Consider the following 21,314-nt stretch of genomic DNA (forward strand, 5'->3'; position numbering starts at 1 on the left):
AGGGGGAACTTTAATGTCTCAGAGCGATTTCAAGCCTTATATCTCTCCCGACAAATCACCGGCTGAATTCACGCTCCGTGCCGTTGTCTTGGGTGCAGTTCTCGGAGTGGTTTTTGCGGCGTCCAGCGTCTACCTGGCTCTGAAAGTGGGCATGACTGTAAGTGCTTCCATCCCGGTGGCAGTTCTATCCATCACACTTTTCCGGCTCTTCGGAAAAGCCACGATCCTGGAGAACAACATCGTGCAGACCACCGGATCAGCCGGCGAATCCCTGGCTTTCGGAATCGCCACTACCATGCCGGTCTATCTGCTGCTTGGACAGGATATGAAAATTCTGACCATTTTTCTGGTGGCTTTGTTCGGCGGCCTGCTGGGCGTGCTGATGATGATCCCGCTCCGGCGCGGACTGATAGTTGAAGAACACGGGAAACTGACCTATCCGGAAGGCACAGCCTGCGCTGATGTATTGATTGTAGGCGAAGAGGGAGGATCACAGGCCAAGACGGTTTTCCTGGGATTCGGACTGGCGGCATTGTACAAGTTCCTCAATTGCGGAACAAAACTCTGGCTGGATACTCCGGAAACTCTGCTGCGATTTTTAAAGGGCGGATCATTCGGAGCTGAAGTGTCTCCCGAACTTCTGGGCGTTGGCTATATTATCGGTCCGAAAATTTCGGCCAACATGATGGCAGGAGGTATCTTATCATTCCTGATCCTGATCCCGATGATCAAGATCTTCGGATCAGGAATTAATGAGATCATGTTTCCTGCAGTCAAGCTCATCAAAGACATGTCTCCTCATGAAATCAGGAACGCCTATATCCTGTATATTGGTGCCGGAGCTGTGGCTACAGGCGGTATCATCAGCCTGATCCGCTCCCTGCCTACGATCTTTTCAGCTTTCATGGCAGGCTTCAAGACATTCGTGGATTCCAGGAAAAACCCTGGAAAAAGTCAGAACGTCCCCCGTACTGAACAGGATCTTTCCCTGAACATAGTGGTGTTCGGATCCCTGGGTCTGGTAGCTGCAATCTGGCTCGCTCCCAACCTGGGAATCAACGCGGTTTCCGCGGTGCTGATCGTGCTCTTCGGATTCTTCTTCGTGACAGTATCGTCACGAATCTGCGGGGAAATCGGTTCCTCGTCCAACCCTATCTCCGGAATGACTGTGGCGACCCTGCTGATCACCTGTCTGCTTTTCCTGATGGCGGGCTGGACCGGAGTCTCCTACAGAGCAATGGCGCTGGCCACAGCAGCCATCGTCTGCGTGGCAGCTTCCAACGGCGGTGCCACCAGCCAGGACCTGAAGACAGGATTTCTGGTCGGAGGAACTCCTAGATACCAGCAGCTGGGCCTGATGGTCGGCGTGATCACCAGCGCGCTCTTCATCGGCTGGACTGTGATGACCCTCAATGATGCGTACACCACGATCGTACCCAGGGAATACCCGAACTATGTCGCCCCGGTGATTCCCGGCACACCTGAGATGAAAGGGCCGGCTGGAGACAGCAATCTATATAAAATCCACTTTGTCCAGGAAGTAACCGCAGACGTGCCGATCGGAAAATATCTGATCAATGAATCAGGCAAGATTGTGTACCTGGTGGATCCGGGTATCGCCGGAGTGGTCACGGAATATACCAATAAAGACGGCAAGATCGTCAAGTCGACCAAGCTTGATTCACCCAAAGCCAGGCTCTTTTCCATGATCATCGACGGCATTCTCACCCGCAAACTGCCCTGGGGACTGGTGCTGCTCGGAGTTTTCCTGTCCCTGATGATGGAACTCGTTGGTGTATCCTCTCTGCCCTTCGCTGTCGGGCTTTATCTGCCTCTTTCCAGTTCCACTCCAATCATGGCCGGCGGGCTGATCCGATTTCTGGTGGACCGGAAGAAGCGGATGAGCGAAGCTGAGGCGGAGTTTTCACCAGGAGTGCTGCTCTCGTCCGGTTATATTGCAGGCGGAGCGATCACAGGGGTATTCCTCGCGGCACTCACCGGCTTCGGGGTGGACGGCAATATCAGTCTCTACGACAAGATGGCCGGCTTTTCCACCTGGATCGGATACACGGAAAACCTGGCAGACGCGGTCTGGTTTGCTTTCATCCCATTCCTGATTCTGATGTACTTCCTATACAGGAATGCTCAGGTTGAGGAACCGGCGAAAGCGAAAAAGTAATTCTTTTTAGTAAACTCATTGCAGAGACACGTTAAACCGTGTCTCTGCTTTTTTAGACCTGAAAATTGAATTTTACCAGCCATGAAAATTCTGGTAGATTGATTCCATGAAGATCATCATTTTATTTCTCCTGTTCTGCTCATTAACCGCCTTTGCCGGCAAATCCGACTTCGAGTCCCTGCTTGCGTCTTACAACGACTGCTGGCAGACACTCAAATACTATTCAGATCAGGCCCTGGGAATTGACAGGTCGCAATGGAAATCCTACCGGGAAGTCTACATTGCCGGAATTTACTGCCGCAGGCAGGTGGAAAATTACAGGCGCGAGATATTGTCCATGATCGAGGCAAACCCCTCTGTTACATTGGGTGGATTCCTGAAATTTTTCCAAAAAAGCAGGCAGCAGATCAATTACACGGCTTTCAGGGAGCTCGTGGAATACAACGCCAAGTATCTCTCAGGGATGCGGCACACCCCTGAACTTGCCGACACCAGGGTCAGGGCGATCGAGGAAGTTGCAGTTCTGTGCGAAAGTACTCCTGAACCAAGGCAGGACAAGCGGATCGCCGCTCTGATCGAACGCAAGTACTTCTTCGGCCATGAAAGTGATGCCGAGAGAATGAAAAGGCGGGACCAGAGTGGTTTCAGCACAATTGTCAATGAACGCTTCAATTCAGTCGAATATCTGCACGGCCTGACACCCATCCTCAGCCAGGACGACTCGTTCCTGAATACCGGAGAAGTTCTCCTGATCTTTGATTTCGAAAAACCCTGCTACGAGCGTGGAGTGATTGAATTATACAATCTCCTGGATCAGAACCTGATTCCCGGAATCTTTTTCTTTCAGCTCTACAACGGAATTCCGGAAAGATTGCTTCACTTCCAGACAGGTTCGGACATCAGGGTTGCGATTCTGGGATTCAGCCAGGAAAACCAGGATGATACAATACTTCAATCCAGTTTCCGCGAGGTCTTCGACAGGGTCAAGAGGGAATCGCGCGGGATCATGAATCTAACCCACAAGGACCCGCTTTTTATCCGGCCGCTGATGGATATTATTCCGGATAATTACGTTAAATATCTATTCAGCGACCTGGGTCTGATCACGCTGGGCTGGACCATCGACAGCCGGGACTGGCTGGAAGAAGATCCGGACAAGACATTTTCAATTCTCCAAAAGGAACTGGATCGGCGCGGCAGGGGTATTATTCTTTTTCACGCGGTTTATCCGAATACAGTTGCATTGCTCGGGAAAACCCTGTCCTACCTCTCGGACAATCACTGGAAGATAGTAAACGACCGGCCTGTGCTGGATGCATATTTCTGGAAAAAGTACTAGAACCCATTTCATAAGTCTGCGGTGACGCAGACTTATGAAATGGGTTCTAACTGGGGATGAATTTCAGGAATTGCGCGCTTTCCTAGCGGACTTTTACTTTGTATTTCCCTGCCAGAACGGTCAGGGAGTCCTCAAAGAGTTTCAGAATTTCAGCTGTGAACAGAACAAACACCACTTCACGGAAACGGCCTGGTTTTTCCTTGAGGAAGAGCATGGTCTCGTCCAGGGCAGCAGGGGCTGCCAGTTCCGGCGGGTAACCATAGACACCTGTGCTGATTGAAGGGAAGGCGATCCGTTGGATCCCATTCTTGGAAGCCAGCCTCAGCGAATTCCTGTAACTATTCCGCAGCAGCGCTTCTTCACCGGCATTCCCACCCTGCCAGATCGGGCCTACTGTATGGATCACATATTTTGCCGGCAGCCAGCCTGCCATGGTGATGACCGCTTCTCCGGTCGGACAGCCGCCTTGCATTACTACGATTTTCTCGCATTCCTCGTCTATCACAGGACCGCCTGCCTGATGGATGGCCCCGTCCACGCCTCCTCCTCCACAGAGCTTGGAATTAGCGGCATTCACGATCGCTTCAATCCTCTCTTTCGTGAGATCCCCGGATTTCAAGCGCAGGAGGGTGTCCCTTATCATAAGCTTCATAGATCCTCTTGAAGAAAATTGAGTTTTGTCAGAGCCTTCTTCACAATCACAGTGTAGCAGAACAATTCAGAAAATAAAATGGCCTGTTAAAGTTTTGGCTTTCCTTCCGATAACAAGTACGGAAAAGCTTGAAAGGCAGGAATTCCGATTTTTTTTGAATTGCGGCTGTTGGTCTGAAGGATTCTGGATGACAGGGAAAAAGCCGATAGGTAGAAGACAGCGAGAAAGGAAATCTACGTTGCGATGATAAAATTGACGAGATTCAACGGATCCAATCTGTTTGTCAACGAGGAGCTGGTGGAGATGGTAGAACATACCCCGGATACCGTATTGACTTTCGTGTCAGGCAGAAAACTGCTTGTCAAAGAAGACATCGTGGGAATTATAACGAAAATCAGGGAATACAAAGATGCAATTTTTCAGGGAGAATGACGACTCTGTCCGGTGAATAAGATTTAGGAGGTCCAGATGGCGGATGAGGAAAAAAATACAGTACTGGGAGTCGGAAAGATAAGTCCTCTGAATAAAATCCTGCTGTTCGGGATTGCCGGAATACTGTTGATCCTTGCAATAACCTGTATCTGCATCGTCACGATCACCTTCATGTCCAACAAGCAGGCAGCGGTTTTAGTCAATTCCGGCAGGCCTCCAGTTGTCGCCACATACGGATTGAAGGAGTTTTTGGTTTCTACAAGGGACAATCAGGGTATCATCAAGGCGGAAATTGAGCTCGGACTTTCCGACTTGAAAATGGCTGATCTGGTGTCGAAAAATCTGGGTGAAATCCGTGACAGTGTCAACAGGATTCTGACTTCGAAAAATCTCGGAGAAGCCAATGAGTCATTCGCCTCTAAAGAATTGCACAGGGAAATCCTGGAATCCGTTAACGAAGTCTTAACCCCGCATCTGAAAGTAAGGGCCTCTTTTTTCCGATTTAATGCACCACCGCAGGTGGTTGATGTTCATTTTCTGAATTTTTTCGCAAAATAAAGACAAGATAAGGAAATAATGTCATGCCCGACACCCTCTCACAAGATGAAATTGATGCATTATTGAATGCGATTTCAAGCGGTGATTCCAATGCAGCGGCAGAGAAGAAAGAAGAGGAAGCTATAAAACTGCAGCGGAAAATCAAGATTTACGATTTCAAGCGTCCTGATAAATTTTCAAAGGAACAGATCAGGACAATCAGCAGAATCCATGAGACTTTTGCGCATCTGACAAGCAACTTTCTTTCCACCCAGCTCCGCGCATTGGTGCGTGTGGAAATTGTTTCCGTGGATCAGATCACTTACGAAGAGTTCATCCGCAGCATCAGCAATCCTACCATGATCAGTGTTTTTAATCTGGGAACTCTCGCGGGCAGCGGTGTATTGGAAACCAATCTCGGCATCGTTTATTCAATGCTTGACCGTCTGTTCGGAGGGACAGGGAAAACCCTGGAAAAAATCCGTATCCTGACGGAAATCGAAGAAGCTGTGATGAGGAGGCTGCTTGTCAAGATCCTGGATCTGTTGAAAGAATCGTGGTTCCAGGTGATCGAGATTTCGCCCAGGCTGGAGTTGATCGAAAGCAACCCGCAATTCACCCAAATTGTGTCTCCATCTGAAATGGTCCTGCTGGTTAGCTTCCAGGTCAATGTTGGAGAAGTGGAAGGCATCATGAATCTGTGCATTCCATATTTAGTGCTTGAACCGATCGTCAGCAAACTTACCACACAGTCCTGGTTCATGCCAATGAAGCCAGAGGCTTCGTCTGAAGACATCATTTCAATCGAAAAAAAAGTGAAAAATGTGAACATTCCACTGATTGCCGAACTCGGCACTACAACGGTCTCTTTCCAGGATGTGCTGGGTCTCAAGGTCGGAGACATCATAATCCTCGATAAAAAGATCAATCAACCGATAAATATTAAGATCGGCAATTCGGTCAAATATTCTGCTCGCCCCGGTGTAGTCGGAAAATTCAGAGGAGCTGTGATTGAAGAGACGGTCAAGAACGATGAAGAGGAGGTGCTCAAGCTATGAGCGAAGAAATGCTGAGTCAGGAAGAAATAGATGCTCTGTTGAGCGGTGGCATGCCGGGCTCGGATGACGGCGCAAGCTCCAGGACCTCCTCCGGGTCGGAGCCGGCACCTCTGGATACAAATGACGAAGAAAAATTCAGAGAAGTGATTGAATCATTGTTGAGTACTGTTTCCACAGTCGTTTCCACCATTCTCAACACAAGCTTCAGTTTCTCACTGAAGGAAATTAAAAACGAGTCCGAAACGGGGCTTGCTTCACTTCTTGCCGGGCAGAACTTTTCCCACAATTTTATTGAGTTCCAAAAAAATCTGAGCGGTGGATTCCATTTTTTGATCAAAAAGGAATCTGTGGCTGTGATTGCCGACATGATGATGGGAACAGACGGCACTTCTCCTCCCGAAGAGATCAACGAGATTTACCTCTCGGCGATCGATGAAGCTTTCAACCAGATGATGGGTTCTTCAGCCAATTCCATCAGTTCCTTGATCGGGAGTTCTGTTGAAATCATGCCCGGTAAAACCAAAGTTGGATCTTTCGAATCGCTTGATCTTTCCATTATTGGAGACATCCGTCTTCTTAGCCTGCGGCTCAAACTTGGTGAACTATTGGATTCTGAATCCTACCTGATCTTTACGGACAATGATTATAATGATTTCCAGTCGAGCCTTAATAAAACAAGGATAGACAGCAAGCAGCAGCTGGAGGCGAGGATCACCCCCAAAATGCCGAAAGTGGAAATGCCGCCTCCTGTCACGGAAAGTCTCCAGTCCGGGGAGTTCCCCATGCAGCCACAGCCGCCCAGAGTTTCGCCTCATCCGGTAAAAGCACCGCCTCCATTGCCGGGCGGACCCCAGGCGATAGGCAGCACAGGTAAAGTAAGTCAGCAGCCGGAAATCAGGCCTGCACCGTTCACCCAGATCCAGTATCAACAATCCAGGGATGTGCCCAGCAACATTGACCTTCTGATGGACGTGCCGTTGCAGCTCACAGTTGAACTGGGGCGCAAGAAGATGAAAATTAAAGAGATTCTGGAACTCGGCTCAGGTTCAGTGATCGAACTGGAAAAACTGGCCGGGGAATCTGTGGACGTACTCGTCAACAACAAACTGATCGCCAAGGGGGAAGTCGTTGTAATTGATGAAAATTTTGGTATCAGAATCACAACGATTACATCTGCCAGTGAACGGCTGACTAATATGGTCGATTTTTAGTTTGTTACCCTTAAAGCATTCCCATTGTAGTGATTTGTGGACTGTAACATAAGTTCTTTGACGTTACAGTCCACTAACCATGGCCTGCCATTGTTGAGGTGCGCTATGGCGCGCCTTTACAATAGCAGGTCTCTACTCTTTTCTGATATGATAGAATCATGCTTGTAATTACCCTGGATAAAATCTCTGAATCAGATCTTCCGCTGGTCGGCTCTAAAGCTTGGAATCTTTCCAGGTTGATAAACTCCGGTTTCCCGGTCCCGGCCGGTTTCTGCATAAATACTGAGGCTTTCCTGGAAGCCGCGGGCGTGGCATTCAAAGCGCATCAGAAACTGCTGGACTCGCTGGACTCTGATTGGATGGACCACACAGAGGAACTTGATGAATTACGCCTGGAAATTGAAACTGCCCCATTTCCGGAAAGATTGGAGCGGGAAGTCATGGCAGCCTTGGAACTGCTTGGTGCTGATTCCTATGCAGTGCGCTCCAGCGCAACAGCCGAGGATCTTTCGGGAGCATCCTTTGCCGGGCAGTATGATACTTTTCTGAAAGTAAGGAAAAATGAACTGATCGATAAAATCCGTTCCTGCTGGGCATCACTCTTTTCAGAGCGGGCTGTAAGTTACAGGGTCATGAAAAAGATTTCTCACCTGCGGGTAGCGATGGCTGTGATCGTGCAGAAAATGGTGGACGCCAAAGCCTCAGGCGTGCTCTTTACCATAGATCCTGTCAGCGGTAAGGAACAGATCGTGATTGAGGGCAGCTGGGGCTCTGGATGTGCTGTTGTTTCAGGCTCCATTGACCCGGACAGAATCGTGCTTACCAAGACGGGAGGGGAAGTCATCGAATACCATGCCTCTGGTGCCGGAACGAAATTTCCAGCCGGCTTGGCAGAATCCTCACTCAAACCGGCTCTCTGCCTGGACGATATCCAGGTAAGAAAACTCTTTGAAATCGCCACTAAAATAGAGATCAAGCTGGGGTCTGCACAGGATCTGGAATGGGCCACGACAGAGTGTGAGGTTTTTCTGCTCCAGTCCAGGCCTGTCACCGCTGTATCAGCATATGATCCTCTCGAAGACAGGCAGATTTGGACCAACGCCAATACCGGGGAAGTCCTGCCTGACGTTGTCACTCCTCTCACCTGGTCCCTGGTGCAGGATTTTATCCAGAAACTGTTTGGAATGATTCTCAGGAACATCGGCTGCAGCGTAGATACTTCTAAAATTATCGGACTTGTGGCAGGCCGGGTTTATTTCAATATCAATACCATGGCTTCAATTATCAACAGCATTCCAGGCCTGACACGGCTGAACCTGGAAGAAGTGTTTGGCGGACAGCAGGAGCGCTTTCATCAGGAAGGACTGCTGAAACTCAACCCTGCGGACATGCCTGCAGTCAGATTTAGCCCTATCAAGGCTCTGCTGAGACTGCCGGGATTCCTTTTCTGGATGCTCAGCCAGACCGAGAAAAAATCAGTCAGCCTGCTGCATCGCATCAATAATAAATTCCAGGATTTGCAGAAGCTGAACTGGCCAGAAGCAACGGATGTCTTTCTGATCGATTTCCTGCGCAATTTCAACAGTATTCCATATCACGACACTGACGGGATAGGAGCCGCCCTGCTTGGCATGACCTGTTTCAATCAGCTGCGCGAGTTCTGCCGCCGTTTCCTTGGAGACAACGGTGTTTTGTTCAACCGTCTGCTGTCTGCCTCAGGCGGCATCCAGTCTGCCGAATCCGGGCTGGCTCTCCTGCGGCTTTCCCGGATAGTCAAAAAGCACCCTGAGCTTGAGAAAGAGTTGAAACTGGTGAAAATCAGCGAAACAGGGCGCATCGCGAGTCTTTCAGGAGGGGCTGAGTTTCTGCTCCGCTTTGAGGACTTCATGGCAAAGCACGGGCATCACAGCAGAGGCGAGATCGATCTTCACAACCCCCGGTGGTACGAGGAGCCTGAATTTATCCTTGACCTGATTCTGTCGTATCCACAGGAGAAAAACGGCGGATTCTACAGGAAAGCAGCCAGAGAAAAGAAAAAGACACTCATCGAATGCCTGGAAAAGCTCAGGAATCCGGTGCTGCGGCAGATTTTCCGCATTCTCCTTCATAAGGCAGGCTTTGGCCTGCGTTTCAGGGAAAACATCAAATCAGAGCTCGTCCGCGGTGTCGCTTACACGAGGGTTGCCGCGCTGGAACTTGGAAAACGGTTGACTGAGCGCAAGGTTTTCACGGCACAGGACGATGTTTTTTTCCTTTTCCTGACCGAACTTGAGGCACTGGTAAACGGAACCTCGCATCTGGATATTGCAGAACTTATCAGGCAGCGCAGGCTCGAATACGAGGGAAATAACAAACTGTCTCCGCCGGCAGTGGTTGTGGGAAGATTCAACCCTGCAAAAATGCAGCTGGGAAAAGTTCCCACCGGCAGAGTCCTTAAAGGGCTGGTGATCAGGCCGGGAATTGTAACAGGAAAAGCCAGGGTTATCCTGAAATCAGATCTGAAAGAACGAGTTTTACCCGGTGAAATCCTGGTAGCGCCTTTCACTGACCCGGGCTGGGCACCATATTTCTTGAACGCGGCGGGAATCGTGATGGATCTGGGAGGCATGCTTTCTCACGGCTGCATTGTTGCCAGGGAATACGGCATACCTACAGTGGTCAACGTCGGTCCTGCCACCAGAATCATCAAAACCGGGCAAATGATCAGGTTGGATGCGGATCATGGAATCGTGGAGATATTGGATTAGACTGCCTGCCAGGTATGACGCAGATGCAGAACCGGCGGGGGATCTCCCCTGAACTGCCAGAGCTGTGATGCTGGGCCGATGAAGCTCGCCATGAACCAGAGCGTATGAATCGGGTTCAGCATGAAATGCCTGAACAGAGCTTTGTTGAAGCGCAGGTTGTGAAGGTAAACCCTGCTGAATTTCCGGTACCATTCTTCAGTGGTAAAGCGATAGTCTAGAGTACCATCTGCCTCGTGCAGCATGTCGAAAACTCCACTGGCGCAATGTTTCAGTTGCCCTTCTTTCGGGTAGTATCCACCGTAACCGCGATGCAGGATTGAAAAATTGAGACCGGTTTTATCAAAGATCTGCAGGAGAGGGTTATTCAGGAATTTTTCCGGCGGAACCGGAATCCCGCGGAAATGGATGGCTGTGGTGACCAGCTTCCTGCATGCGGAAGCGGGATTCAGCAGGCTAAAAAAAATTCTGAACATGCTCTGATAAATCGAGTCCTGCAGTCCTGCCGCAGCATCTTCGGGCTGGCAGAAATGCTCCAGCGCTCCATTCGCGATGATTCCGTCGAATCTTCCTTTCCAGTCTGAAGGAAGATTTTTATAATTTACGAGCAGCACTTCCAGACCCTGGGCGCGGCACCTGATCCACTGATCCTCTGAAATGGTGATGCCTGTTGCATTTACACCCCTGCCGCGTGCCACTTTCAGAAGAGTGCCGAGTCCGCAGCCGACTTCCAGCAGTTTGAAACCTGGTCCTGCGCCGAGTTCGTCCAGCAGATACTCATGCTGCCGCTTTTGAGCGATGCAGTAATCTTCGTCCGGGTTTCCATTGTAGATCCCCTCTGTGTAATCTTCGATCCCGGCCAAACTGGAAATGCCTGTGATGCTGTAACAGAGGCGGACTTTCCTGGGTGCAATGAAATTATCTTTTATTTTCATCTTCTACTCGAAATATTTCAGGTTTGAGTAAAACTTCTCCAGCTTATCAGAAACAGCTAGTCCCGTCCAGAGGGTCGGAAACTTTATCTTCAGCGCAGATTGAGATGAATATGAGCTAAGAAATGTATTTCAAATACTTCTGGATCTCATCGCCCGACAGCCTGTGATTGGGCTGATTCGGACAGTTTTTGCAGAGCGGCAGCCGGTCGAACTGTGAGTTGAGATGGCAAAGCCGTTGCTGCTTGAGTTCCTCTGACTCCCAGAGATCCAGAAGACTCTTGTCCCAGACAGAGCCGATCGCATTGGCTGCGCCGAAATCGCGGCAGCAGGCCGAAACTTGGCCGTCCCAGCGCACTCCCAGGTTTTCGAACAGGCCTACACATGGACGGCGGACTGGAGCTTCAGTTCCTGCGGCCGCAGGCAGGCATTCGTCGTTTGTGACTGGTTTCTGCACTTTTTCTTCGATCAGTTTGAGATCAATCAGGGTTCTCCTGTGCAGTTCATCATAGCCTGGCTGATCGGAAAATTTCGCCGCAGTGGTGCGTTTTATGAAAATGGAATCGCTTTTCGGAGGTACGAAATCATCATAGACCAGTGCCGGTTCAGGCAATCCGAGCGAGCGGAAGAATTCATTCCAGCGGGTGATGAAAGAGGCAGCTTCGCGGTGATTTTCCGTCATTACCAGGAACTGCAGATTGACTGTGGGAAGAAAACTGGAATGCAGTTTTCTCATCTTCAGAAATTCCCGGATGTTGCCCTCTGCTGTTCCGAGTTCTCCGCCCACGCGGATTTTAGCGTATGTTTCAGGTGAACTTGCGTCCAGGGAGAAGGTGACTGAGCCGAACAGCCCGCTCCTCACCATGAATTCGGAAATCTCGGGGTAGAGACGCTGGGCGTTGGTGTGCAGGATCAGGCAGTTGAAGCTGCGTTTACGGCTCCTGTGGAGGTACTGGAGCATGTCGATGAAATACGGATAGATAAGGGGTTCACCATTCCAGAAGGGGAGAATCGCGTCTGCCAGCTTGAAATCATAAGAGATGAGTTCGGAGATGATTTTCTCCAGCAGGGAAAAATTCATGATCCGCTTTTCCCTTTTATCTGCTTCAAACCCGATCGGGCACATGATGCAGCGAAGATCGCAGAAATTCGCGGTATCAAGGATCAGGAGCGGGATCGGCTTGAAAATCCCGGGTTTTTTTTTCAAAGGTTGGGATTCGGATTTTTCAAAACCTTCCAAGAGATCGAATTCCACTATGATCGGCGTTTCTGCTTCAGTACCCCCTCTTCTGAGCGGCCGATAGAAAATGCTGATGCCAAAATCCTGGCTTTCAGGGAAAAGTTTGAATTTAAGCTCGTTCTTCAGAGGGTCGATCCGCACAGTTCCCGGATTGATTTCAAAGACATATTCCTCGCCGCAGAGCGACTTCTCAGCCACCAGTTTGTTCCCGGCCAGAGTCTGGTTGAAGTACAGGTAAACCAGGCTTTTTTCCCGGTCGTGTTGTGAGGAAAGCCTGACCCTGATCCGGATCGCTGTCACAGCTTCAACCGGAATCGGGCAGGCAAAGGAATAGTTGATTTCGCCGTGATTCTTGCCCAGGGTATGGGTATACCCCTCTTTGCAGGTGTCGTCACCATCCCAGTAATAAAGGGGCCATTCGTCAAAATAACCGTATTCCCATTGCTGGGGAGGGATTTCGATGTAATAGCGATTCCTAGCCAGATAGCTTTTCTGAGGGTTGTAATCATCGCCTGCGTATTTCACCGGCCTGCCTGTCACCTTGCGGCAGAGCTCCAGGAAAGTTTCGGGTGTGAAAGCTTCCGGAAGATAGGTGATGTTGTCCGAGAAATACTCGTCCCAGTCGTCAGTCAGTAATCTTCCGGTTTCTTTAGCGAATTTCTCACGCAAGGCAGTACCCGGATGTGGCTGCATGATCTGAAAATCCCACCCCCCCTCAGGTTTCAGTTCCTGCACCAGCCTCAGGCTGTCCAGGGCAGTTTCTTCCGTTTCATAGGGATGTCCGACTATCATCAGCATGGTGCCTGTAAGTCCGGTCAATTGATTCAAAGCTAAAGCCCGCCGCACATCATCAACTCTGAACTCCTTGCCGATGATGGCCAGTATATTGTCGTTTCCAGATTCAACTCCATATGAGACTTTGACACAGCCGGCTTTTTTCATCCATCTAAACATTTCCTCATCCACCATTGTGACCTTGGTATTGCACCTCCAGCGGATTTCAAGCTTCTCTTCGATTACACGAGCGCAGAACTCCATCACAAGCTTCCGGTTCACTGTGAATGCATCGTCATCGATCACGATGTTGCGCACTCCGAAATCGCGGATGATTCCCTTGATTTCTGCGATAATGTTATCCAGCATCCGATAGCGGACCTTACGCCGCCAGAATCTTGGGGATGCGCAGAAGATGCAGTTACCGGGGCAGCCCCTCGAAAACATAGCCATCACTGATATTTCGCCTTTCCCGTCAGCACTGAAAGCCCTGTCGTCAGGGATCAGACAATGCGTCGGTTCCAGATCGCGAGCAGGTTCAGGCAGGCTGTCGAGATTGATCAGTTCACGCTGTTCATTGACAATCACTTCACCGAGTGACCCCCGGAAAGCAAGTCCCTTTACTCGCGAGAGATCCGGCTGTGGTTTTTCGATCTCAGACAGGAATTCAGAGAGAGTCTCCTCACCTTCACCCAGCGCTACTGCATCCACAGCAGGTTCTTTCAGGATATCCCCGCAGGCCAGGGTCGCGAACGGCCCGCCGAAAATGATTTTCCGGCTGTAATCGGCCCCTTTCAGAAGTTTCGCCAGCTTGAGTCCGCAGTTCCCCTGATAAGTCATGCCTGTGATTCCCACCACATTGAAGTTATGCTCGTTGGCATAGGTGACGACCTCGTCCTCTCCAAGACCCTGCTGTGGCATGTTGATGATCTCCACCTGATAGCTTTCTCTGATCCGGGCTGCGAGATAGGCGAGGCCGAGCGTCACGGTCATCTTGTACGGGGCTTTCTCAGAGACCCTGGGATTTACAAGCAGCACTTTGAGTGGTTCTTCGATCCTGCGCAGGAAAGGCCAGGCCAGTTCTTCACGTTTCAGGATATGCAGGAATTTCAGGGCCTGATTTCTGGGAAGAAAATGGTCAGGCCTGCACTTCAGGCACTTTTCAGGAAGGCCTGTTCCTGTAATCTGGGAGAGGCGCAACTTTGTGACTGCAGGCCCGTACCAGAGCTCTTCGAATCCATCCTGATTCAGATTTCCAAGTTTCAGATTGAGTGTCAGGTCATAATTGCAGACCGTCAGCGAGCCGTCGACACGCAGCATGGGCTGTCTGAAAGGAGCCAGGCAGGGACGAAGATCATTTTTCATCATACCGGCCTCCACCCTGCGAAAAAACACTGCATTCAGCAGCTGACCCGACTATCCCGCAATTAATCAGTGTGTCGGTGAAAAGATGATTGGCAGCATCCTGCAGTGCAGGTCTGTCCTGTTCAGTGAGAGGACGCAGGTTGACTCCGTTTTTCTCGGCTACCGATGAATTAACCAACAGATTGAAATCCTGACCGTGTTTTTCAAATTCGGGTTTCCAGTATTCAATAAAATCCCGAACTTCACGGAAGTTTTCACGCATCACGATCATCTGTACTGCAATCCTGGGAAATTCGGCGCTGCCCTTGATGTCCAGAAGGCGACGAATATTTCCGATGGCAGTCAGGCAGTCCCCTCCCTTTCTGATTTTCTGGTAAGTCTCAGGATTCAGGGAATCCAGTGACAGTATCAGGCAGAGCTTTAGAGCTTTTCCATGTTTCACCAGCAGGCTGGCGGTTTCTTGACTGAGGAGCAGGGCATTGGAATCCATTGTAATCAGCTTGAATTTTGGATTTTCAGCCTCACGGCAAGCCAGCAGCTGGATGAATCGCGCAAACTTTGGATGAAGGAGAGGTTCTCCTGCCCAGAAAAGGCGTAGGTCTGAGAAAGTGAGCTGAGAGCCATAGATCCCGCTGAGTATCTTCTCGAAAACAGTCTCTTCCATAAACCTGGGAGAAAGAGGGTCCTTGTCGCGCAGTGTGCACATTCCGCACTTCAGGTTACAGGCATTGGTAAGTTCGATTGTCAGATACGGAGACAGCAGATAATTAAGCTTCAGGTTATCCATAACGCCGCCGGAGGTAATAATTCCATTCGTCCGTTCTGCCTGTTGCTGCAAGATACTGCCGGATTTCCTCGTCGGTGATTCTGGGAGTGTCGTAGCCAGTGCAGTGCAGACATTTAGGAAATCCATCTGCAGTAATAATTTTATCGAATTCTCCCCTGATCTGGCTGAGTCTGAACTTATCCATCAGAGGACCGTGCCAGAGCTCAGTGAATGTCTTGTCCCGCAAGTTTCCCAGGCAATACTGCATGGCAGGGTCGAAGCAGCAGACCGTAAGTGTTCCGTCCCACATGATGCAGGGGCTTTTGAAGGGGGCGGAACAGACGGGACGGCTGGGAAGTGAATTGTGCTCTGTGGCTGGTGAGACCGGAATAGCCGGTTCGGAAGTTTTCATTTCAGAATCCCAGAGATTGTCTATGGAAACAATCACTTCAATCTCATTGTTCTTTTCTTTTTTCAGACCGAATTTCCTAGCTGTTTCCAGATAAATCCGCTCAGCCCATGCTCTTCGCTCAGGTGCCACATCAATGCGTTTGAACCAGACTACATCAGTGAGCCTTTCGGAAAAAATATTCTGAGCCAGTTTTTGGAAAAAACCGCTCTTCTTCTTCAGGGAAATGACCCTCTCTTTCCAGTAATTCTGGAATTCCAGAGCTTCTTCCCTGTTTTCATCCATGATGATGAACTGGAAGATCAAAGTCGGCTGGGTAAGTCCCGCCTGTTCGCGTTCGGCAAGCAGCGCGTTCACGTTTTCCATTGCGTTCTTGAGTTCACCACCGCGGCGGATTTTCCGGTAGGTTTCGGGCCTGATGGCATCAAGTGAGATTGTGAGGCGGGGAATTTTATCACCGCATTGAAGCAGCAGTTTGCGGTTGTCGGCATGTAGAAAGTGAGCGTTAGTATGTAAATCGATATATTCGGGCCGATTCCTGATCTTACTGTACAAGTAAGAAAGCATCGCGGGAAAGTCAGGATTCAGGAAAGGCTCTCCCAGCCAGAAAAGCTTGTAACCATAAGCAACCTTTTTTTCCGGCAGTTCGTCCACGATCTTTTTGAACTGTTCGAAACTCATGAAGCCTTTGGCCCGTGAATGTGGGCCGGGTATGTTTTCATGGGAGCACATCACGCAATTGAGATTACAGAAATCTGTAACTTCGATCAGAATATACTGATCTCTGAATTCGCTTTCCCACATCTAACCGTAGATCCTTTCGAAAAAAATTGGAATCAGTTCCGCGTGTCCTTTTCTTTTCAGGAATTCAGTGATCTCGTCGTCTGATAACTGAGGGGAATCCAGATTGTGGCAGATCGTGCATTTAGGCATTTTATCGAATTCTCCCTTGATCTGCCAGAGCCTGTAAGAGCTGTTTTTATCGCCTTCCCAAAGGGAAAAAAGCGGCGTCTCGACTACATTTCCAATCGTAAGCTCCCTGCCTGTATCGATGCAGCAGACAGTGAGTTTCCCATCCCAGCCGATGCTCTGGTACTTGAATGGTCCGGAACATGGTCTGCGTGCAGCCGGGCGCTCATGTTCAATATATTCCTGGGAATCGATGATGCGGCCAGTCTCAGAGTGCTTTTCAGGAGGGATCAGTCCCAGTTCCTTCGCCACATCCCTGTGGAGAGCCTCTGCGGAAGCCAGTTCACTGTTTTTAAAAGGGTTGAGCCTTTTGAAAAAAATGGTATCAATCCTCATCGGCGGGTTCCAGTCGTAATTCACTTGAAACGGGATGCCGAGTTCATTGAAGAAATCACTCCATTGTTCTAGAAACTGCCTGGCTTCATGCCTGTTCTGCTCCATCACTATGAACTGAAGATGGGCTTTAGGGAGTTTCAGACCGGTTTCATTCCGTTTACGGAAAAATCTCCGGATGTTTTCCGTGGCATTGTTGAGCTGACGGTTTCTGCGGATCTTTCCGTATGTCTCATCGCTGGCCGCATCCAGTGAAAAACTCAGGGTATCGATCGTAGCAGGGGAGTTCAGCATGACTTCAATAATTTTATCGTCCAGCAGGATCGCATTTGTATGCAGATCAATGCTTTCAAAGTGTTTCCGGCCCTGGTTGAACTGCAGGATTTCCTTGAGGATCTCCAGAAAAGCCGGATGCAGTAATGACTCACCCAGTCCAAAAGGCAGGAGTTTTCCGATTCTTACATTTCTCTCACTTACACTCTCCAGAATTTTTCTGACAGTAGCCTGAGGCATAAATCCCTTGCGTTGACCGTAGGCTGCATTCATTGACTGTGTACACATTACACAGTTGCAGTTACAGAAATTGGTAAGTTCCACCGCCAGGATTGAGTCAGGGTAGTAATTACCGGATAATCTGGCACTCAGACGGTTAGTTGCTTCCTGCATTTTGATTTTTACCCTCTCAAGCATGGCTGAGCCTCGAAAAATGATTGATCAGGCGGTCTTCCCCGATTGATCTGAGATAATCCGCGACTTCTTCCCTGGAAAGAGGGTACTTCACCCAGTTTACACAATCCAGGCATTTCGGGGTTTCTGAGAAATTACCCATGATCTGAGCGATTCTCAACCTGCGCAGCGGCTCTCCGTACCAGACTTCCTTCAGCGAACTTTTCAACACATTTCCGATCGGCATCTTGATCTGATCGTCACGACAGCAGGCTGTAGCGGTTCCGTCCCAGGCAACTGACAGCATGCGCCAGAGCGAACCGCAGGGCTTTCTGACCAGTCCGGGATGCATTTCGATCACTTCCCGATGGCATTGATGCTTGGTGAGGGCGTTCGGTTCAAGGGCTTTGATGAAAACGGAATCCCTGATCACCTGCGGAAACAGAAGGTGCACTTTTGTTTCTCTGGGAAAGGGATTGTCTTCCGCTCTCCCTGCAAAGATCAGATCTTCAAATCCTGCAGACAGCCAGTAATCGGCAAAAGCCCTGATTTCACCGATATTTTCATCCATGCCGATCAGCTGGGCAATCAGCTTGGGACTCGCCTGCCCTCGCTTGATTCGCTCTGAAAGCAGGAAGTGGAGATTGGAGACCACCCGCTCGAAGTTCCCACCCACTCTGATTTTCTCATAAGTTCCTTTGGTGGCAGCATCAACGGAAAATAGAATCGAAGTGAGCTTGGAGTTCAGAATGGCGTCCAGATGCTGGCGTTCAAGCATCGAACCGTTTGTGTGGATGTTGAAATGCCGGAATGTTCCAGGTCTGGTCTTAGCCTCACTGGCATAGTTTAAGAAATCCACGATCTGAGGATGCACGAATGACTCTCCAAGCCAGAACGGGGCAAACTCCCATAAATTCAATTTTTCAGCCACGATTTCGTCAATGATCCGTTTGAATTCCGAGAGTTTCATTACCCCCAGGGGTCTCTGGAAACTGTGGTCACCGTGATTGCACATGATGCACTGCAGATTGCAGAGGTTGGTCGGCTCTATGAAGAGAGCGACCTTGTCCAGTCCCCAGCGGTTTTTTCGCATCGAATCCAGGATCACAGTATCTTTTTCATTGAAGGCGATGAAATTTCTGCGTTTGAGATCATCAACATGTGGATGTTTCTGCCTGATCAGGCCTTCATATTCAGTGAAGTTGATCAATTTCCCGCCGAAATGCACCTGCCGCTTCGGGATCAGGGAAGAGGAGAGAAATCTGTATGCCAGGCTTTCATATTTTTCAGAAACCTGCGCTGAATGGAAGCTCTGAAAATCGCCCCTGCCAATGGCGATAGGTTGTTCCTTCTGTCTGCGGAAATCATTGAAATAAACCGTTCCGGATAATGGTGGTTTTTTCCAGTCCAGACCTAAGTAGAGTTCGAAACTGGCAACTTTTTTTAGATCAAAACCGGGTTTACCGGCAATGAATTTATCAAAAGAAATTTTGAGTTGCTGCCATTTGGTAGTATTCAGGATTTTGCGATCAGAATGGATAAATTCGTTTTTATCGTTATCCACAAGCTTGATCCGGAAATGACCACCCTGGCCGTCTCCCTTTACCCAGAGAGATACTCCGTCTGCAAAAGTCAGATTCTGCGGTTCTGAATAATCGTTATGCTTGATCACAATCCAGTTTTTCTCGAAATCAGGGCTTTCGATACGGTAGTTGATCCGCAGACAATTCTGCACACCCTGTGGATCTGTCACCATGGGAGTCACTGACAGGCTGCTGTCTTCGCCGGAAGCCCACCAGAACTTATCAGCCAGTTCGTCTGTTCCGGTTTCGAAATCCTCGAACAAGTTCAGATAGATTTTCTCTTCAGATAATCCTGTTTTTTCAAGCCTGCTCCGGAAATTGTGCAGAATGATCTCTCCATCCAGGGGAGGACGGTGCCAGTCCAGTCCGATGTAAAACGAGAAAGAGATCAGTTTGACAGGTTTTCCGCTGAATTTCTGGAATGGGATCTGCAGATGATGCCAGCGTTTTTGATTCAGGACCTGCTCGTTGCGGAATGAACAGATCGTCCCATCTTCCTGAAGCAGGTCGATTCTGAAAAGTCCTCCACGACCATCCGATTTCAGCCAGAGTTCCACTCCCTGGTGTTCGCCAGCGAAGACTGGTCTGGGGAAATCCTGATGCCTGAGCACCACCCAGTTCTTTCCGCTGTCCCCTGATTTGATTCTGAAAGCGGCTTTCAGGGCTCCCCCTGCCAATCCATCTGTCACAATGTTCGGAAAAACTTTGAATTCTGCGTCAGCTCCGGACCCGAACCAGTAACTGCGGGGGAGCGTCACTTCGTTGATTTCAGGAAGATCCCACAGAAGGTTTAGATAATCCCGGCTCGAAAAAGTATGAGGCGCAATCAGCACAGTATTCCGAAGCGGCAGTTTCGCGCCTGAATCCGCTGCGAACGAAAAGCGGAGGGACACGATCTCGCAGAGCTTCCCTCCGGCAGTGCTGCTCCAGGGGGCCCGCCTGAAATCCACTGCCCGCGCCTGCCAGTAATGCCAGTGCCTGGTCCTCAATGCCAGCCTGTGCTCGCTGACCCATTCGCTCCCGTCGGCAGCTTCCAGGATCAGCCTCAGCACTCCTCCGCTTCCTTCAGACCGCAGGAAAAAGCCTACGCTTCCGCCTTCCGGGATCACCACGCTTTCCGCGAGGCGGTATCTTCTCAATTCGCAGTAGTTCTCCTTGCTGTCCCGTCCTGTGATTGCATATTTCACCCGCACGCCGGGCACGAACGACGGCAGGCTGAAACCCCGCATCAGTAAAATCCTTGCCCCGCTGCTCAGCCGTTCGGTACGCAATGCTTCCACGCAGCTCTCATACGCGATTTCCGCTTCAGCTCCTGTGCGGTGATAATAATATTCCTCGATCTTGTTCGTGATCAGCGCGCTCTCCAGTGATACGCATTTCTCAACGTCCATTGTCGCGAGCAGCAGCTCTTTCGCGCGCTCAGTGATCCTGTCGCTGATGTTTCCCAGATACACGTTCCGTTCGACTGTCAATGCTTTCTCGCCTTTTCTCCGCAGGTCGTGGAAGAAAGCTTCACCCGAGAGGGGCGCCTGATGCCAGTCCAGCCCGATGTAGAATGAAAAAGCCTTGACCAGTGAGACCGCTCCCTGGAACTTCCCGAACTCTATCTGCAGATGATGCCATTTCTTCTGATTCAGGATCAGTTCATCCCTGAAGCTCGCCACGCTTCCGTCGGCATTCTCCAGGTCGACCCTGAACAGCCCGCCCCTGCCGTCGGATTTCAGCCAGAGCTCCACTCCGGAATATTTTGAGGCATCCAGCGGGCTGGAAAGGTCATGATGCCTGAGCACCACCCAGTTCTTTCCGCTGTCCCCTGATTTGATCGTATACGAGACACGGAGAGCTCCGCTTACATTGTCGTCAGTCGTCGCATTGGCGGACACTTTCAGTTCAGCGTCGCTTCCTGCGGAATACCAGTAATGCCTGGGAAGCGTCTCTTCGTTGATGTGCTGAAAATCAAACAGCAGATTGCAGTAGCTTCGGCGCTCGAAACTGTATGGCGCAATCAGCACAGTATTCCGAAGCGGCAGTTTCGCGCCTGAATCCGCTGCGAACGAAAAGCGGAGGGACACGATCTCGCAGAGCTTCCCTCCGGCAGTGCTGCTCCAGGGGGCCCGCCTGAAAT

General features: G+C 50.0%; 14 protein-coding genes. 7 read left to right on the forward strand and 7 right to left on the reverse strand.

What is annotated here, in order from left to right; genetic code table 11:
* The first annotated feature begins 13 nt into the window (after positions 1-13).
* Both PHW04_02450 and PHW04_02455 read left to right on the forward strand, forming a co-directional pair.
* Complete coding sequence (locus tag PHW04_02450) at positions 14-2,179, forward strand: oligopeptide transporter, OPT family (protein ID MDD2714735.1); 2,166 nt, start codon at positions 14-16, stop codon at positions 2,177-2,179.
* Between the two features lie 106 nt (positions 2,180-2,285).
* The gene (locus PHW04_02455; GenBank protein ID MDD2714736.1) at positions 2,286-3,518 is read left to right on the forward strand and encodes a hypothetical protein; all 1,233 of its coding nucleotides are present in this window, start codon (positions 2,286-2,288) and stop codon (positions 3,516-3,518) included.
* Between the two features lie 82 nt (positions 3,519-3,600).
* Here PHW04_02455 and PHW04_02460 read toward each other — a convergent pair whose 3' ends face one another.
* On the reverse strand, positions 3,601-4,170 hold the full coding sequence (locus PHW04_02460; protein ID MDD2714737.1) for an O-acetyl-ADP-ribose deacetylase: 570 nt from the start codon (positions 4,168-4,170) through the stop codon (positions 3,601-3,603).
* Positions 4,171-4,413: 243 nt separating this feature from the next.
* On the opposite strand from PHW04_02460, the gene PHW04_02465 reads away from it, so the two are divergent.
* The 5 genes from PHW04_02465 to PHW04_02485 all read left to right on the forward strand — a co-directional run bounded on the left by PHW04_02465 (position 4,414) and on the right by PHW04_02485 (position 10,155).
* Complete coding sequence (locus PHW04_02465) at positions 4,414-4,602, forward strand: flagellar FlbD family protein (protein MDD2714738.1); 189 nt, start codon at positions 4,414-4,416, stop codon at positions 4,600-4,602.
* Between the two features lie 36 nt (positions 4,603-4,638).
* Positions 4,639-5,160, forward strand: coding sequence for a flagellar basal body-associated FliL family protein (locus tag PHW04_02470; GenBank protein ID MDD2714739.1), 522 nt, complete (start codon positions 4,639-4,641; stop codon positions 5,158-5,160).
* Between the two features lie 23 nt (positions 5,161-5,183).
* Positions 5,184-6,197 (forward strand): flagellar motor switch protein FliM, encoded by a 1,014-nt coding sequence (gene fliM / locus PHW04_02475; GenBank protein ID MDD2714740.1) that lies wholly within the window; start codon positions 5,184-5,186, stop codon positions 6,195-6,197.
* Positions 6,194-7,408, forward strand: coding sequence for a flagellar motor switch phosphatase FliY (fliY, locus tag PHW04_02480; GenBank protein MDD2714741.1), 1,215 nt, complete (start codon positions 6,194-6,196; stop codon positions 7,406-7,408). The genes fliM and fliY overlap by 4 nt, the downstream gene beginning before the upstream one ends.
* A gap of 158 nt (positions 7,409-7,566) precedes the next feature.
* Positions 7,567-10,155 (forward strand): PEP/pyruvate-binding domain-containing protein, encoded by a 2,589-nt coding sequence (locus PHW04_02485; protein ID MDD2714742.1) that lies wholly within the window; start codon positions 7,567-7,569, stop codon positions 10,153-10,155.
* Here PHW04_02485 and PHW04_02490 read toward each other — a convergent pair.
* The 6 genes from PHW04_02490 to PHW04_02515 all read right to left on the reverse strand — a co-directional run.
* Positions 10,152-11,087: a class I SAM-dependent methyltransferase gene (locus tag PHW04_02490; GenBank protein ID MDD2714743.1), complete on the reverse strand. Its 936-nt coding sequence runs from the start codon at positions 11,085-11,087 to the stop codon at positions 10,152-10,154. The two genes, PHW04_02485 and PHW04_02490, sit on opposite strands and share 4 nt — an antisense overlap.
* Positions 11,088-11,202: 115 nt before the next feature.
* Positions 11,203-14,463: a radical SAM protein gene (locus tag PHW04_02495; GenBank protein ID MDD2714744.1), complete on the reverse strand. Its 3,261-nt coding sequence runs from the start codon at positions 14,461-14,463 to the stop codon at positions 11,203-11,205.
* Entirely contained in the window at positions 14,453-15,250 is a 798-nt protein-coding gene (locus tag PHW04_02500) for a radical SAM protein (GenBank protein ID MDD2714745.1), read from the reverse strand. Before PHW04_02500 ends, PHW04_02495 begins: the two co-directional genes overlap by 11 nt.
* Positions 15,243-16,442 carry a radical SAM protein gene (locus PHW04_02505; protein MDD2714746.1) on the reverse strand — a complete coding sequence of 400 codons (1,200 nt, stop codon included), beginning with the start codon at positions 16,440-16,442 and terminating at the stop codon, positions 15,243-15,245. The genes PHW04_02500 and PHW04_02505 overlap by 8 nt, the downstream gene beginning before the upstream one ends.
* On the reverse strand, positions 16,443-17,630 hold the full coding sequence (locus PHW04_02510) for a radical SAM protein (protein ID MDD2714747.1): 1,188 nt from the start codon (positions 17,628-17,630) through the stop codon (positions 16,443-16,445).
* The coding region (locus PHW04_02515; protein ID MDD2714748.1) for a CIA30 family protein at positions 17,623-21,314 on the reverse strand (3,692 nt) is incomplete at its 5' end. The genes PHW04_02515 and PHW04_02510, both read right to left, overlap by 8 nt.

Source organism: Candidatus Wallbacteria bacterium (genome assembly GCA_028687545.1).
Lineage (GTDB): Bacteria > Muiribacteriota > JAQTZZ01 > JAQTZZ01 > JAQTZZ01 > JAQTZZ01.